Source organism: Mesorhizobium sp. M1D.F.Ca.ET.043.01.1.1, assembly GCF_003952385.1.
In the GTDB taxonomy this organism is placed as follows: domain Bacteria; phylum Pseudomonadota; class Alphaproteobacteria; order Rhizobiales; family Rhizobiaceae; genus Mesorhizobium.
This window is the reverse complement of the sequence record NZ_CP034444.1, coordinates 3988155-4003713: the sequence shown is the minus strand read 5'-3', so window position 1 is coordinate 4003713 and position 15559 is coordinate 3988155. Positions and strand designations below refer to the sequence as shown.

Here is a 15559-nt window from a genome sequence, read left to right as displayed (position 1 = left end):
GGATTTTATCCAAACGAACCGAGGCCATTGACCATTTTCAAAATCTGGAAGCTTCGCACCCCCTGCTCGCCGCCTTCATATCCATAGCCGCTTTGCTTGACGCCCCCATAAGGCGCATCCGCGGAAACCCCTTTCAGGTAATTCACACTAACTGCGCCCGCAGAGAGACCATTGATAAGCTTCTGTTGCGTATCGGCCGCGCCAGTAAACAAGTAGGCGGCCAGACCGTACTCGGTGGCGTTGGCTTCCTCGATCGCCTCTTCGATCGTATCGAAAGGCGCCACGGTGAGAATCGGTCCGAACGGCTCTTCATGAAGCACTCTCGCTTGCTTCGGTACGCCCGTCAGGATGGTTGGCGGCCAGTAAAACCCCGGTCGGTCAAGGGGGATGCCACCGGTCTCGATGCGGGCGCCGCCTTCTACCGCATCCTTGGTCAGGCGCTGCATGGCCTCTATTCGCCGCGCGTTTGCCATTGGCCCCATTTGCGTTGCAGGGTCATCCGGTGGTCCGATCCTGATTCTTCGGACCGCCTCCGTCATCCGGAACAGGAGTTCCTCATAGCGGGACCGGGCGACAAGAATCCTGCTGGGCGCATTACAGCTCTGGCCCGCGCACTCGAATTTGTATTCCGAAATAGCCGGTATCGCCCTTGCCAGATCCGCATCTTCGCACACAATAACCGGGGAATGTCCACCGAGCTCAAGGATGCAACGCTGCAGATTATTCGCGGCCAGCGTGGCTAGCTGTTTTCCAACAGCCGTCGACCCCGTGAACGTCAAGACTTTCACAATTGGCGAACTGAGCAGATGCCGCGATATATGCACAGGAACACCGAACACCAGGTTGACCACGCCTTCTGGTATCCCTGCTTGACGCAAAGATTCCACGATATGGACAGCCACACTTGGCGTCTCCTCGGCCCCTTTGAGGATCACCGGGCAGCCTGCCGCCAGCGCGGGGGCGAGCTTGCGGGCGATAAGAACGGCCGGATAGTTCCATGGCGTAAATGCAGCGACGACACCGAGCGGCTCGGGGGCTATCATCCTGTTCGAGCCCAACGGAATCGGGGCCGACAACTCATCGGCATGCCGGCCATTCCATTCCAGCGTTTCGACTGCGCGCGCGTATTCTCCTGTCGCTTCGGCAATCGTCTTTCCCTGTTCGGACGACAGGTCCCTGGCTGCGGCGCCAGCTTTCTCTGCCAGAATGCTGGCGGCAGAGACGAGGATCTCGCCACGCTCTTTGGCGGGTCGTGAGGACCACGCCTTGCGGCTGCGTTCTGCCGAGGCAAGAGCTTCATCCAAGTCTGAAACCGTAGCCGAGGCCACTGAGGCAAATACCTTCTCCGTCGCCGGGTTGATCACCGGCAAAGTGGCTCGGCTACCACCGGCTCGCCATTTGCCATTAATGAAGAGCTCGTAGCTCTTGGCGTCGGACATCACGGGCTCCACTTGACTGAATTCTTGCATACGAGCGCAGTTTCGATATCGAAACTGCTGAACTCGCTTGAGCCAGTTTCATCGCGATGGTCGCGGCGGGTCAAATATCGAATATTGCCGAAATCCATCTGGAATCCAGATCGGGCTGGTCCTTATGGCCGCAAAAGATCATGCCCAGCTTTACAGGTTAGTTTGTCAGGTCGCCTCAGGCGCCACCGCCGCCCAGTCCCGGATTTCAATCAATTTTCTGGCGACCTTCGGAATGAGCTTGCAGACCGCAGAAACGGCCGCAGAACGCTCATCTTTGGGATTTACAGCGAGCACCACGGACCGAGTAATCACCGGATCGACGATCTTGACAGTCCGGACCAGCCCTTGGGAGGCTTCTTTCTGAACCGCAGACGGGGCGAGAATAGAATGCGCTTTTCCCTCTACGACCATGTTGATGATCGTTGAGAGGGAGTCCACTTCAAACCTGACGTCCAGCGCGCAACCGTGTTGTGCGACGACATCAGCCACCGAACGCCTGACATTGTTGTTGCGCATGGGAACCGCCAGGGGGAATTCATGCAGGTCGACCAGCGATATCGCATCTTCAAACGGTGGCTCGCCGGACGGAACCACCAGACAAAGGTCTTCGCGCGCTAGCACCGTCATTCGCCCCACACTGTCTGCTGTGCGGTACAGAACCGCCAGATTGAAGCGTCCAGCCGCCATCCATTCCTCTAGCGGTCCCGTCATACCCTCGACCATCTTGAGGGACACCTTGGGCAGTTCGTGTCTCACCGCCTCAAGCAGCGGACCGCTCAGGACGCGAGCAGCTCCAGACGGAATCCCAATAGTCACCTCCCCGGCAGGGGAAGCGGCTGTGTTGGTCAATTCCACCTCGGTAAGTCGAATTTCTTTGAGAATTGCCCGCGCCCGCTCGAGCAGTTTGGCTCCTGACGCCGTCACGCTCACGCCGGTTCTGTCGCGTATCAGCAGCTGAGTGCCGAAGCCTTCCTCCAATTGGCGTACATGCAGACTCAGCGCACTCTGGGCGACATTCAGAAAGCCAGCGGCCTTCGTGAAACTGCCTGCTTCGACCACGCCGACGAAGTATCTTAACTGCCTGATTTCCACGGGTACTCTTCCGAGGGCGGACTGCAATTGACGCAATCTATCTTAAAATGTGATGGCACGACAGCAATAATTGTGCCGAGCTGCTGACGCTTGCTGTCGTCGTCCCAGTCTTGTTGATCAACCCGCTGAGGACTCAAACGGCCAACTCGGCGCCCGGATCCGTCGCGATGATTTCTCGGGCCCTTCGAATAACCGGTGGATCGACCATCTTTCCGTCCAATGCGAACGCGCCTCTGCCTTGCGCCGTCGCATCTTTTTCCGCCGCGAGGACACGACGGGCCCACTCGAGTTCCTGTGGGCTTGGTGAGAAAGCCTCATTGAATATGGCAACCTGATTTGGATGGATCGCCAAAGCCCCGGTAAAGCCAAGCCGCCGCGCATGGGCCGCGGCCTCACGAAGTCTATCATTGTCTGAGAACTCGCTGATACTTCCTATGAAACCAAGCGGTAGCAAGCCAGCGGCGCGAGCGGCAAACAGAACAGAAAGGTTCGGTGTCAAAAGAAGGTCGAGTTCCGGGGCACCGCCAACGGAGGCACTGAAGTCTTCAGGACCCAGCGCCATTGCAACCATCCTGGGATGGGCCGACGCAATGGCTGAGAGACTTTGTAATGCTGCCGGGGTCTCGATCAAGGCAAGGAACCGGATTCGACCCACCGCAAGATTTCTTTCTCGTTCAAGTTCCGATACCGCATTTGCGATCTCTATTACCCACGCTGCCGAATCCGTCTTCGGAAGGACAAGTGCATCAACACCCGCTACTACGGCTGCATCGAGATCGGCCGCCAAGGCACGCAAACCGCGATTCACGCGAACTAAAACATAAGCGCCCCTGCGGCCCACCTTTGCCACGGATGCAGAAAGCTGGCGCCGTGACTCACCTTTTTGATCCTGGGGAACGGAGTCCTCAAGGTCGAGTATGACGCCATCTGCCCCGCGCTCATGAGCCGCCTCCACAAAGCGCGGAACATGAGCGGGAACAAAGAGCAGAGATCTCCAGCGGGGAACAGACATCGGGCTTTCAACGGCCTGAACGGCGTCATTCATGAAGTCGCCTCTGCGGTCGATTCTAGCGTGGGCGCTGTCAGTGAGTTTGCTGGGCGGCCGTGGCACCCAGAGGGGCCAGGACTAGGCATGCACTCTGTGAATCGCGATCGCGCTTCCTTCCCGACAACAGGCACGCTCATGCTGACGCGGCTCTTGCGCGCAAACCTGCTCGAACCTCCTCGCGGACAGCCTCCGTATGCGCACCAAGGCCCGGAACTGGGCGCAGCGAGGGGCGCTCAGAGTTGAAGATCGCCGCCGGGGCGATCGTCTCTACTGTTCCTTCAGGTGTGCCAATCTCAACCCTGCGAACGTGTGGATGCTTTGAAATGTCCGCCACTTCGTTCAGTCGCCCATATGCCAAACCGGCCGCCTCAAGCTCCTGCATCGCTTCGTGGCAGGACAGCTCGGAAAACCGCAGCTCAATTATCTCATCAAGTTGAGGACGGTGGCCGAGGCGCTCCATGTTGTCGGCGAAACCAAGTGCACGCGTGAGCTCAGGCCGCTTCAGGAATTTCTCGCAGAAATTCACCCATTCCCGGTCATTCTGCACGGAAAAGATGACGTCCTTGCCATCGGCGCAGCGATAGGCGCCATAAGGCGCCAGCGAGGGGTGTTTCACGCCCGCGCGTACCGTGTGGTAGCTGCTGTAGTCGTGTTGCAGGACCGGCACGTTCATCCAATCGGCGACGGCATCGAACAGGGACACCTGAATGCTAGCCCCTTCGCCAGTGACCTCGCGATGATACAGCGCCTGAAGTATGGCGCTATGTGCCGTCATGCCTGCCGAGATGTCGCAAACCGACACACCCACACGGGCGGGTCCCTGTTGCGTCCCGGTGATCGCACACAGACCGGTTTCGGCTTGGACGATGAGATCATAGGCCTTGAGGTGAGAAAATGGCCCCCCCTCCCCAAATCCCGAAATGTCGCAGGTGATTAGCCGCGGAAAACGGCGACGCAGATCCGCAGATCCGAAGCCGAGTTTTTCGATGCTGCCTGGCTTCAGATTCTGGATAAAGACGTCAGCAGCAGCAACAAGCGTGTCCAGCACAGCACGGTCCGCCTCCAACCTCAAATCCAAGCATACTGACTCCTTACCCCGGTTGAGCCAAACGAAATAGGCGCTTTGCCCCCGCACCAACTTATCGTATTTCCGGGCAAAGTCTCCCTCAGGCCTCTCAACCTTGATCACCCGGGCGCCTGCATCGGCAAGACGAGACGATGCATACGGTGCAGCAACGGCCTGCTCCACAGCTACGACAGTGATCCCCTCAAGAGAGTTCTGCATGCAACACCGCGCTCTTCATCCAACATTTTCGTTTTGAGCCCGACGACGATTCAGCATCGCAAGCAACCGATTCTGTTCATTGCCCACGATCGAGAATGCCTCGTCGACTCCCATTCCAGGCTTCGCAAGCATCATGTCTGCCTGGGTCGCCATCGATATGTGGACGGAAGCCTGGGCAGAGAGATCTGTCTCGGTACAGCTTCCTCCAACGTACGCGCCTACCTTGTTCTCCTTACACAGGAGCACTGCACGTGCCGTGTCAGCCAATGAGCCGACATCAGGCGTCTTGATTTGAATGAGATGCGCGGCCTTCGCTTCGGCAAAGAGCCGAATATCCTCGAGCGTGTTGCACCTTTCGTCCACGACAATGCGAGCGGTGGAACCCCGGTTGTCCAAAATTGATACGATCTTGGCGTAGTTCTCAATTTGAGCTTGCGTCGAACCAAAATCCGCCGGGGACTCGACATTGAGGGTGAAACCCGGAACAGCGTCGGCGACCCTGCAGATAAAGTCGGCGATGAGTTGCGGCTCCAGGCTGATTTCCTGGCCGATCCAGCCATACACATCGAAATGCAGCACCGGATGATACCCCGGGCGGCCAATTTCGCGCGTCCGCGCCGCAACCCACTTCACGAACTCCATGAAGGCCTGGCCCTCGACGCCGAATTTCTGCCGTGAGTTGATCAGGCCGTGGGGAAGTATATCTACCGCTTTCAAGATCATTTTGTCGACGTTGATTTCGCGAGCATCGCCGCTTTGGCAGTAGATCGGAACCCTGCGAATTGGCAGCGGCAGGTTAAATTCACTGCAAACGACTTCCGCCATCGTGGTACTTTGAAGATGGGCCGAGGCGCGAAGGAGCGCCTGGCTAACGCCATACTCAATCGCGAGAGGTAACCGCTGGTGCTGGAGAGGCTCAAAAACCTTTGCACAGGCATCGAGATAACGAGATACGTCGACATTGAGAAGCCGGGGCACGACTATACGCGAGGTTAACTCCGAGATTTGAGCACTCTCAAACAAAGGATCTCGTCCTCCAGCACCAGAATATTGAACGCTCATCATGTCACCCCAAACCACGGCCCCGTCGGTGAGAGCAAGCCCGATGCTGAGCGAAGATGCCGGAACGCGGATGGACGTGAACCCAATCGCTGTCGCCTCGCCGCTATAGACGAAACCGTCCTGGGGCGCGCCGGCCCTGATGGCACCCTGATCGTCATAGAAAAAAGCGCCATTGCCAGGCGCAAGGAGGACGTCTTTGATCTGCATTTCACTTCGCTCGATTTTCGGACATCGTTGATGGCAGTTGGATTTGCTGCGCCGACTATGCACCACTTGATCTTGAGTTCGCCAACATAATGTCCCGGACGGTCCCATCGCGTTTTCAGATGGCCGGCGTCAGACACATGCACCCCGTATTCCGGCAAGCATTCGACGAACGTCGAATTATTGTATAGGTGGACATTGCAACGTCGTACTCACCTCATTTGGGTTAGCATTCGCGCATTAACCAGAATGCGTCTGAAATGCGCGTCAATCCAATCCCTTCATAGAAGCCGACAGAGTTGGGTGTAGAGATCAAAGCTATGGCCACAGCAGGCCCGAGTTGCCGGCGGGCTTCATACAGGAGGCCCTTGCCGATGCCGAGGCCTTGCGCCGACGCCGATACGGCAAGCTCGGAGACGTAGCAGATCCAGGAAAAGTCAGTAACGCATCGAAGTACTCCGACCAGCTTCCGCCCCGGCCGATGGAGCCGGGCCGTCAGCACCAAGTCGGCTTGGCGGAGCATCGCATGCAGCCGAAGCTCGCCATGGGTCGCCCCGAAGCCGGATTCGGCCAACACGCGGCAGAATTCGGCCGGGTCAAGGTTCGGCTCACTAACGTAAAGGATCTCAGATTGTTCGCTCATGCCAACCCCTTAACAAAAATTGATTGATCTAAGCTTACGCAATACCTTGTATTCGCAGCCGGTGCCGAGATTTTCGCCCTGACTGCGTGAAACCAGCAGTAGCTTGTGGCGGATTTTGGCACGAAGAGCTGCGCAGCAACTGCCCTATCCAGAACACAGCTTACTAGTCAGTTGAACGACTATGCTTTGTCATCTGCGTGCAAGTGCCCTGCCGAAGCGACTGCTTGCGTCTCAGTCCGCTTTAACCAGTGTCTAATCCGTGCTTCGACGGCGCCCCTTTTTAAACGGCAATCTCAGCTCGCGCGCCTACCTAGGATAGTAGGCTGCATCGCGGGGCGGCGAGGTTTATAAAAAACGGGACTGTTGGAGAGCAAAAGATGTTGCCGTTAGTTCGCCCCAGAAATGCTATATTTGAAATCAATCTTGGGGCTATTCAGGCGAACTTCCGGGCCATCACGGCCCTCGTTGGGTTAGGCGTAAGGGTCGCCGCTGTCGTCAAGAGCGACGCCTATGGACTTGGTGTTGTAGAGATTGCAAGGGCGCTTATTCATGTCGGCTGCGATCTGCTCTTCGTCGGCAATCTTGAGGAAGCGCTGCTTCTAAGATCGTCCCATGTAGACGAGGCAATCGCGGTTTTTTGCGATGATTTCGCGAAATTTGGTAGATTCTACCAATCCAATAACCTCATACCGGTTGTGAACAATTGCGCCGAATTGGAAGCCGTTATTGCAACAGGAACGAAGACATATTTTCTTAACGTGGAAACGGGATTTTCCCGCTTTGGGCTCGCCATTGCGGACGTGCGTCGCGCGTATTTTTCTGGTACGTTCGACATGTATCCCCCTTCGGTCGTACTCAGCCATCTAGCGTGCAGCGAAACCGTTGCGGACCCAACTAATGTGTTGCAACGGAACCGCTTCCGGGCGATCTACGATCTGATTAAGCCCACCTGCGGCAGTCTCGCAGCGTCCGCCGGTATCTGGCTAGGTAAATCCTATCATTTCGACATGGTACGGGTGGGCTCAGCCCTGTACGGGCTCAACGATGCTGGCATTCGACCAAATCCGCTGCAAGCGGTTGCAAGGCTCCGAGCGAAAATACTCGACGTGCGCAATGTCGCTAGGCGGGAGGCTGTTGGCTACGGTGCGACATTTCGTACGGGTCGAGCTACCCGCGTAGCGACCGTCGGGATCGGCTACACACATGGCCTTCCATGGGCCTGCGCGAACAAGATATCAGCTCGGTTCGCAGGTTATTCGGCCCCTCTAATCGGAACAATATGCATGGAGAACATGACAATTGATATAACAGATGTTCCAGAAGCGCTTTGTGGGCCAGGTAACTTTGTGGAATTACTGGGAAATGATTTTACCTTAGATGACCTTGCAGAAGCTGTGGGCCTCAGCCCACACGAAGTCTTAACCCGCCTAGGTGCTGGTTGCACAAGACGGTATCTGAATTCTTCCTTGTTACCTACGACCCCTAGGAATAAGGCGTTAGACTTTGATGGCAGCAGCGAGATGAATGATGGCAAGGCACGCCTTTGATTTCGTTATGGCGCTCCCATGGAGAACTTGGTCCATAGGGCATCCTTTGATTCGAAAGATAAGGATGCCCCATCAAAGCCCCGGATCAAACATGTAGCTAGGTCAGGACTCATTGATCCAGAAGATGAAGGCTGCAGCGAAGGCGATAGCCGACAGGAAGGTGTGAGCACATCGGTCGTATCTGGTGTGGATGCGTCGCCAGTCTTTGAGGCGTGCGAACATGTTCTCGATCCTGTGACGTTGCCGGTATCGGACAGGATCATAGCTGTGCTGAACACGATGCTTGGCATGGGGTGGGATGCATGGCCTGATACCGCGCTCGACGAGCGCCTGGCGGAAGGCCGCTGAACTGTAGGCCCGATCGGCCAGCAGGGCGTTGGCGGCGGGCAAATCCTCGATCACGGCCGCAGCAGTCTTGTGATCATTGGTCTGCCCTTCGCTCAGATGCAGCAGCCGCGGACGTCCCTTGGTGGTCAGTCCGCCTCGGCTGCGTCCGATACATCGGGATAGAGTTTTTTAAGGAGGCTGGCGGCAGTGCGGTGCGCTTTGAGATGGGTGGCATCGATCATCAGATTGTCCGTTTCGCCGCCCTGCGCGGCCAGTTCCGCTAGGATGCGGTTGAACACACCCAGCCGACTCCAGCGGATGAAGCGGTTGTAGATGGTCTTGTACGGACCGTAGTCGGAAGGGACATCTCGCCAGCGAAGGCCATTTCGGATCACGAACAGGATGCCGCTCAGCACCCGGCGGTCATCCACACGCGGAACACCATGCGACAAAGGAAAATAGGACTCGATCCGGCGCATCTGCTCCGGCGTCAACATCAGCAAATCACTCAAGGCAGCACCTCCTGCCACCCTGAATCACCAAACAGATATCAACTCAATAGATTATGGGTCCTGACCCTAGCTTTGATTCCGATTGTAACATAGAAATGCCTAATTGCCCGAGCATCGGACCTGGTCTAGAATCCAAGCCATACGAAGTGCTGCTTCTTCGGCTACACTAGGCCCATGTGAAGCGCCGCCGTGGCCACCGACCATACGCATGTGGAAAACAAGACCTGGGTCTCGACCGGCCGTAAAGGAACGTCGCTGGGCAACGTACCGAGCAGGCTGGTAGTAGAGCACCTGGCTGTCGTCGAGCGCGGCGTCGACGTAAGTTGGCGGGCGCGGGCGATCGGCACTGAGGTTGTAGTAAGGATCGTAGCTGCGCAGGTGCCGATATTCGTCGGCTATGTGGGGATCGCCGTACTCCGCTATTTCCGGCAGCGCGTACGGCATCGTGAAGTCCAGCTCGGTATCTATGATGTCGGCGAGCGGAACCTCGGCGAGTACGGCGCGGAACAAGTCGGGCCGCAAGTCGGCCGTGGCAAGCACGGTACCCCCGCCAGCGCTCGCTCCCTCAATGACGATGCCGTCGCCGGTGGCGACCCCCTGCCTAACAAGCGCCTCGACAGCGACGATCAGATCTGTGTGGGTGATACGTTTTCGATCGCGGGTAGCCGCCTCGTGCCACGGACGTCCAAGCTCCCCGCCTCCCCGTACGTGCACGATGCCGAAAGCAACTCCGCGATCGAGCAGGCTCAAACGTTTGGTCATGGATGAGGGCCAAGTGAAAAACGAGGGCCATCTCGGTTTTCCATAACAGCCGTAGACATTCAATAACACCGGCCCTGGGGTGGTTCGATCGCGCCGCGCGACGAGCGAAATTGGTATATCCACCCCGTCTTCCGCCTGCGCCATGACGACCGTCGCCACGTATTGAGCCGGGTCATATCCGGGAACGCGGGCCTGGTACAGGACTGCCGATCGGTCGTCGGCGAGATCATGCTCTACAAACGTGTCGGGCGTCACGAATGAGCTAACCGAGTAGACCAACTTCGAGCTTCGGAACGGATGCCGTGCGACCGAATAGCTACCCCCTGCAGACAAGCCGACCTTAAGAGTGCAGCTCGGCTCGTCGGGAACGATCGTGGCGGCGACCCCCCCGCTTCGGTTATGCGAGACGAGGCGAGGACGAAGGCCCTCTCGTTCCAGGACAACCAGGTGCTGGTCGAGCACGTGGACCTCCTCAAGCGTCACGCCCGCTCGATGCGGGATGACCTCCTCCCAGCACGATGGTGACGGGTCACCTATCGGCGCACACACGAGCCGCCAGTAGGGTCCAGCGTCGTTTACCCGAAACAAGAACCTGTCGCCCCAGTGCTCGGCAAAGACATGGTGGCCAAGATCACGCGCCACAATCCGGCGCCACCCAACGCCCGGCTGGTCGGCAGGAAGGCACCACACCTCCACCGCCCCGGCGTTGTCCATAACGTCCAAAAGCAGCCAGGCGCCGCTATCAGAGCGCCAAATCCGCAAGTTCAGTCGCTCGTCCGCCTCCTCGAACACTACCTCAGAGTGCGAATCGTTGACGTCCAGGCGTATAAGCTCATGGCGTTGCCGCCGCCGGTCCGCCCGCTCCCGCGTGAAAAAGAGCGTGTTGCCGTCCGCGGTCCAAGTAACCATCCCAGCCCGCCTCGAGCCCGTCCAGACGTCATGGCCGGTCTCTATGTCCCGCACCCTAAGCTCGAAGTTCTCGTCCCCGATGACATCGAAGCTGAACGCCACGTAACGCCCGTCGTCACTCGGCTCGAAGACACCGAGCGAATAGAAGATCTCGGCCCCCGGGATCGCGTTCGGGTCGAGAACAAGCTCGGCCGAGCCTCCGGTCACCGGCCGGCGCCACCACGCAGGATGAGACAGGCCCCGCCCGTGTCTTTCGAAGTACTCGAAAGGCCCAACCTGGAAGGTTGGTGGGGCGCCCTCGCAGGTGTGACGCCCTTCGATCTCGGCGATAAGTTCCGCCTTGAGCCCTTCCAGGTGGGCTGTCGCTTGCTGCGCGTAGCTGTTCTCGGCTTCAAGATACGCGCGGACGTCGGGATTCTCCCAGTCCCTGAGCCAGCCATACGAGTCTATCGTGACGTCGCCATGAAGGACCCGGATCCGTGCCTCGGAACGAGGAAGCGGTGGCTGCAGGTGCTTGTCTACCATCACAAGGCCCTCAGGAAAAAAGAGCAAGGAATTGGCGCGGCAGTCCGCGAGCAGACAGTTTGTGCATCAATGTTGCTCCTAGGCGATATAGTGTAAACCGTTTAACGAGCCACGGTGCGTTATTACCAACATCCGTTAATTCCGTTCTGGCAGAATAGCGCTTCGAGTGCCCTATTATTACTTACTGTCAGACGGAACCATGGTCGGCACTTTTCAGGTTGGGTGTCGACAATTCTGCTTTCGCACCTGACGTCGGCAGCCAGCATGCGGACATATGCTGCGGCCCGACTTCGATGGCCGGCGGCTCCTCCTCCTTGCACCGGTCGAAAGCAAGCGGGCAGCGAGGATGGAAACGACAGCCCTTCGGCACGCGTGCGGCGCTTGGAACCTCTCCTTGCAACGCCGGCAGCTCGAAGCGACTTGCGTCGCTGCGAATCTGCGGCGTGGCGTTGCGCAACGCGACCGTATAGGGATGCCGGGGGTTGAATGTGATGTCATCGGCGCTGCCGATCTCGACCAATCTCCCAAGATATAAGACTGCAATCCGGTCGGCGATCAGCCAGGCGAGCGGCAGGTCGTGGGTGATGAACAGTAGCGCCATGTTGTGCTTGGCGCGCAGGTCAACCAGGACCTGAAGAATTTGTGCGCGTATCGATACATCGAGCATCGACACGGGCTCGTCGGCAACGATGAGCTCCGGCTTCACGGCAAGCGCTCCGGCAATCACGACGCGCTGGCGCTGGCCGCCGGAGAGTTCGTGTGGGAAGCGGGCGAAGAAATCACCGGGAGGATTGAGCCCGGCCGCCGAAAGCGCTTCGCTGACCCTTTCTGTGAGTTGAGCATGGTTCTTGACCAGCCGCAGGGAGCGCAACGGCTCTGCCACACTGTCGAACACGGTGTGTCGCGGGTTGAGCGCCTGATAAGCATCCTGAAAGATCATTTGCACGCGTCGCCGGTAGGGACGCAGAGCCGAGAAGCCCTTTGCAGACGTCATATCGCGGCCCTCAAACAGCAACCTGCCTCCTGTGGGCTGGGCTAGCTTGGTGATGACGCGGCCCACTGTCGTCTTGCCGCTTCCGGATTCTCCAACCAGGGCGACGATTTCACCTCGTCCAATGTTGAGGTCGACTCCATCCGCCGCACGCACCGCCCCGGCAGATCGCCCCAGGACCCGGTCGAACAGTCCGCCCTGGATAGGAAAATGGACCTTCAGGCTCTCGAGACTCAGGATGTCGGAGGTGTCAGGCATGAACTGCAACCCTGCCTTCTTGCGAGGAACGGTGAAGGTGACAGGCGACGCGTCCCCACCCGAACTTTTCGAGGCTGGGAACTTCGGTCGTGCAGACCCCCGTTGCTGACGGGCAACGTGGATGGAAGGCGCAGCCTGACGGTCGATTCATTAAGTTGGGAGGATCACCGGGGATAGGGCGAATTATCCGTATGCCGCTCGCCGGGTTGGGGATCGATTCGATCAGCAGGCGAGTGTAGGGATGTTTGGGCTTAGCGAAGATCTCCGCGACGGTTCCATCCTCGACTATCCGGCCGGCGTACATGATCATCACGCGATCACACGACTCAGCGACGACAGACAGGTCGTGGGTGATTAAAATGAGCGCTAGGTTAAGCTGCGATCGCAACTTCCCCAACAGCTTGAGGATCTGAGCCTGTGTGATGACGTCGAGCGCCGTGGTCGGCTCGTCACCGATGATGATCGAGGGGCGACATGCGAGCGCCATGGCAATCATCACTCTTTGACGCATACCGCCCGACAACTCGTGGGGATAGGCAGTGCCGCGATCCGTCGGAATGCCGACGAGTTCTAGAACCTCCCGTGCCCGCGCGGTCGCCTCGGCACGCGACATGCCGAGCTTCAGGATGCATGGCTCGGCGATTTGCTTGATAATGCGGTGAACGGGATTGAGCGCATTCATCGCGCCCTGGAAAACGACGGACGTCTCGGTCCAGCGATGTGGCCGCATCGCCGCATCATTGTCGATCGACAGCAGGTTACCACGATAGCGCACTTGGCCGCCGCTGACCCGTGCATTGGGCGATAGTAGACCAGCGATCGCCATGGCGGTGGTAGTCTTGCCACTGCCCGATTCACCGACGAGGCCAACGGCCTCTCCAGCCTGGAGCGCGAAGCTCACGCGGTCGATCGCTCGCAATGAAACGCCCTTGAGCCGATACTCAACAGAAAGCCCGTCGACTTCCAAAAGCGATGCCTTGTCTTGGGAGAGGTTTGTCATGGGATCACCCTCTGCCGTGGATTGAACGTGTCGTCGAGGGCATTGCCGACCAGGACGAAGCTAAGGGAAACCGCGAGGGCGCACAGCCCGGGGGCGCCGAGGTACCACCAAGCTCCGGTACTGGCCGCACCGGCGCGCTGAGCGAGCGAAAGCAAAGTGCCCCATGAAGGCTGCAATGGGTCGCCAAGCCCGAGGAACGAGAGCGACGTCTCGACATAGATTGCGCCAGCGACGACCAGCGCACCATTCGCTGCGATTTGCGGAACGAGATTGGGGAGGATATGCCGCACCATGATGCTCAAATTGCTGCTGCCCACAACTCGTGCGCGATCAATGAATGTTCGCTCCTTAAGCGATAGTGTCTGACTGCGAACGATACGGGCGACAAACGCCCAGCTTGTTATGCCGATGACGACAAGGATCACGAAGAGGGAAGGACGGAAGCCGAGGATTTCTCTGCCCCGCCCCATTACTTCGAGCACCACGGGTGTGATGACCAGCGCAAGGACGAAGGACGGCATGACGAAAAAGAAATCCGTCAGCCGCATCAGCCAGACGTCAACTCTGCCACCGTAGTAGCCAGCAATGATACCAACCGTAGTGCCGACGACGAGGCTGATGACGGTCGCCAGCAGCGCGATCGTGAGCGATATCCGGGCACCATGGACGACCAGATTGAGCACGTCACGCCCCACCTCATCGGTCCCCAGCAGATGCTGGCTTGATGGTGGAACGAGGAAATCACCAGTTGCGGTGGCTACGGTCTCAAGTGGACCTACGAGGATATTGGGCACAGCAGAGAGGACAAGGAAAAACACCAGACACAACAGGCCGAGCTGAGCCCCGGCGTGACCAAGAAGATTGGATAGAAAGCTCTTGATCGCTCTCGCCCGGCTACGCGAGGAATATCGCACGATACTTTCACTCATTGCCGGATTCGCGGATCAAGAATGCCGTAGGCAAGATCGGCTAGGAGGTTCGCGACAACGATCGATACACCAAGCAACAGGAATATCCCTTGAAGAACTGGGTAGTCCCGCGCGTTGAGCGCTTCGACCGTGAGACCACCAATTCCCGGCCAGGCGAAGACGGCTTCGACGGTGATCGCACCAGCGACCACGTAGCCAAGATTGAGAGTAATCAAGGTCACGAGCGGCAGCATTGCGTTACGAAATGCATGGCGCATCAGCATCTGACCGTTGGTAAGTCCCTTGGCGCGTGCGGTCACCATGTAGTCCTCAGTAACGACGTCACTCATCGCTGCACGCGCGACCACAACGTATTGCCCGATCAGCCCAAGGGCTACCGCGGCGACCGGAAGTGCGAGATGTCGCAAGTAGTCTAGGATCTTATCAGTTGAACCTATGCTAGCGCCGGGTGAATAGATGCCATAACCCGGAAACCACCCCAATGCCGTGCTAAAAATGACTACTAGTACCATAGCAAGCCAGAAAGACGGCGTAGAATAGAGCGCTAGAGATGCTCCCATGGCGATACGGTCGACAGCTCCTCCTCTGCGCCAACCCGCATAGAGCCCAAGCATGACACCGCATAGCATGGCGATTAATTGGGCCAAGCCAACCAGGGCGATGGTGGCCGGCAAGCGCTCCCAAATAAGGTCAGAGACAAGTCTACCCCTGAACTTGAAGCTGTAGCCGAGATCGCCATGTAGAGTTGCCGACAGGTAGTCAAGTATCTGGTCCGGGAAAAGCGGCCGGTCGAGTCCCCAGTTCTGGCGCTGCGCCTCGATCCGTTCAGCGGACACGCTCATCCGAGCACCGCCAAGCAGAAGCGCTGCAGGGTCACCGGGAATGACCCTGAACAGGACGAAGTTCAGTGTGGCCACCATCGAAAGAGTTATGGCCGCCCTGATCAGGACATTCCCAATGCGGCTTGTTCGCCCTTCCTGTGCGTTGCCAGCCACG

At 58.2% G+C, this 15559-nt stretch carries 12 protein-coding genes and 1 pseudogene; 1 reads left to right on the top strand and 12 read right to left on the bottom strand.

Annotation, left to right across the window (positions count from 1 at the left end):
• Positions 1-5 precede the first annotated feature (5 nt).
• From EJ067_RS19460 to EJ067_RS19435, 6 genes are all read right to left on the bottom strand, one after another.
• Entirely contained in the window at positions 6-1439 is a 1434-nt protein-coding gene (locus tag EJ067_RS19460) for an NAD-dependent succinate-semialdehyde dehydrogenase (protein WP_126087044.1), read from the bottom strand.
• A gap of 195 nt (positions 1440-1634) precedes the next feature.
• Positions 1635-2561 (bottom strand): LysR family transcriptional regulator, encoded by a 927-nt coding sequence (locus tag EJ067_RS19455; RefSeq protein WP_126080670.1) that lies wholly within the window; start codon positions 2559-2561, stop codon positions 1635-1637.
• A gap of 133 nt (positions 2562-2694) precedes the next feature.
• Positions 2695-3606: a CoA ester lyase gene (locus EJ067_RS19450; RefSeq protein WP_126080669.1), complete on the bottom strand. Its 912-nt coding sequence runs from the start codon at positions 3604-3606 to the stop codon at positions 2695-2697.
• 136 nt (positions 3607-3742) lie between these two features.
• Positions 3743-4894 carry a CaiB/BaiF CoA-transferase family protein gene (locus EJ067_RS19445; RefSeq protein ID WP_126080668.1) on the bottom strand — a complete coding sequence of 384 codons (1152 nt, stop codon included), beginning with the start codon at positions 4892-4894 and terminating at the stop codon, positions 3743-3745.
• Positions 4895-4909: 15 nt separating this feature from the next.
• Entirely contained in the window at positions 4910-6163 is a 1254-nt protein-coding gene (locus EJ067_RS19440; RefSeq protein WP_126080667.1) for a methylaspartate ammonia-lyase, read from the bottom strand.
• A 223-nt stretch (positions 6164-6386) separates the two neighbouring features.
• Positions 6387-6803, bottom strand: a complete 417-nt coding sequence (locus EJ067_RS19435) for a GNAT family N-acetyltransferase (RefSeq protein ID WP_126080666.1) — start codon at positions 6801-6803, stop codon at positions 6387-6389.
• 377 nt (positions 6804-7180) lie between these two features.
• On the opposite strand from EJ067_RS19435, the gene alr reads away from it, so the two are divergent.
• On the top strand, positions 7181-8350 hold the full coding sequence (gene alr, locus EJ067_RS19430; protein ID WP_126080665.1) for an alanine racemase: 1170 nt from the start codon (positions 7181-7183) through the stop codon (positions 8348-8350).
• A gap of 102 nt (positions 8351-8452) precedes the next feature.
• Here alr and EJ067_RS19425 read toward each other — a convergent pair.
• From EJ067_RS19425 to EJ067_RS19400, 6 genes and pseudogenes are all read right to left on the bottom strand, one after another.
• Positions 8453-9189 (bottom strand): annotated as a pseudogene (locus EJ067_RS19425) (IS5 family transposase).
• Between the two features lie 99 nt (positions 9190-9288).
• Positions 9289-11385, bottom strand: coding sequence for a S9 family peptidase (locus EJ067_RS19420; RefSeq protein ID WP_126080664.1), 2097 nt, complete (start codon positions 11383-11385; stop codon positions 9289-9291).
• 187 nt (positions 11386-11572) lie between these two features.
• On the bottom strand, positions 11573-12634 hold the full coding sequence (locus tag EJ067_RS19415) for an ABC transporter ATP-binding protein (RefSeq protein ID WP_126080663.1): 1062 nt from the start codon (positions 12632-12634) through the stop codon (positions 11573-11575).
• Positions 12627-13634, bottom strand: a complete 1008-nt coding sequence (locus EJ067_RS19410) for an ABC transporter ATP-binding protein (protein ID WP_126080662.1) — start codon at positions 13632-13634, stop codon at positions 12627-12629. Before EJ067_RS19410 ends, EJ067_RS19415 begins: the two co-directional genes overlap by 8 nt.
• The gene (locus EJ067_RS19405) at positions 13631-14563 is read right to left on the bottom strand and encodes an ABC transporter permease (protein ID WP_126080661.1); all 933 of its coding nucleotides are present in this window, start codon (positions 14561-14563) and stop codon (positions 13631-13633) included. Before EJ067_RS19405 ends, EJ067_RS19410 begins: the two co-directional genes overlap by 4 nt.
• Positions 14560-15558 carry an ABC transporter permease gene (locus EJ067_RS19400; RefSeq protein WP_281013029.1) on the bottom strand — a complete coding sequence of 333 codons (999 nt, stop codon included), beginning with the start codon at positions 15556-15558 and terminating at the stop codon, positions 14560-14562. The genes EJ067_RS19405 and EJ067_RS19400 overlap by 4 nt, the downstream gene beginning before the upstream one ends.
• Position 15559 lies beyond the last annotated feature (1 nt).

Excerpts from the sequence above, each read along its gene's own strand:
- EJ067_RS19435 (WP_126080666.1), bottom strand. The coding sequence starts at position 6,803 with ATGAGCGAACAATCTGAGATCCTTTACGTTAGTGAGCCGAACCTTGAC.
- alr (WP_126080665.1), top strand. The coding sequence starts at position 7,181 with ATGTTGCCGTTAGTTCGCCCCAGAAATGCTATATTTGAAATCAATCTT.
- EJ067_RS19445 (WP_126080668.1), bottom strand. The coding sequence starts at position 4,894 with ATGCAGAACTCTCTTGAGGGGATCACTGTCGTAGCTGTGGAGCAGGCC.
- EJ067_RS19440 (WP_126080667.1), bottom strand. The coding sequence starts at position 6,163 with ATGCAGATCAAAGACGTCCTCCTTGCGCCTGGCAATGGCGCTTTTTTC.
- EJ067_RS19415 (WP_126080663.1), bottom strand. The coding sequence starts at position 12,634 with ATGCCTGACACCTCCGACATCCTGAGTCTCGAGAGCCTGAAGGTCCAT.
- EJ067_RS19450 (WP_126080669.1), bottom strand. The coding sequence starts at position 3,606 with ATGAATGACGCCGTTCAGGCCGTTGAAAGCCCGATGTCTGTTCCCCGC.
- EJ067_RS19420 (WP_126080664.1), bottom strand. The coding sequence starts at position 11,385 with ATGGTAGACAAGCACCTGCAGCCACCGCTTCCTCGTTCCGAGGCACGG.
- EJ067_RS19405 (WP_126080661.1), bottom strand. The coding sequence starts at position 14,563 with ATGAGTGAAAGTATCGTGCGATATTCCTCGCGTAGCCGGGCGAGAGCG.
- EJ067_RS19410 (WP_126080662.1), bottom strand. The coding sequence starts at position 13,634 with ATGACAAACCTCTCCCAAGACAAGGCATCGCTTTTGGAAGTCGACGGG.
- EJ067_RS19460 (WP_126087044.1), bottom strand. The coding sequence starts at position 1,439 with ATGTCCGACGCCAAGAGCTACGAGCTCTTCATTAATGGCAAATGGCGA.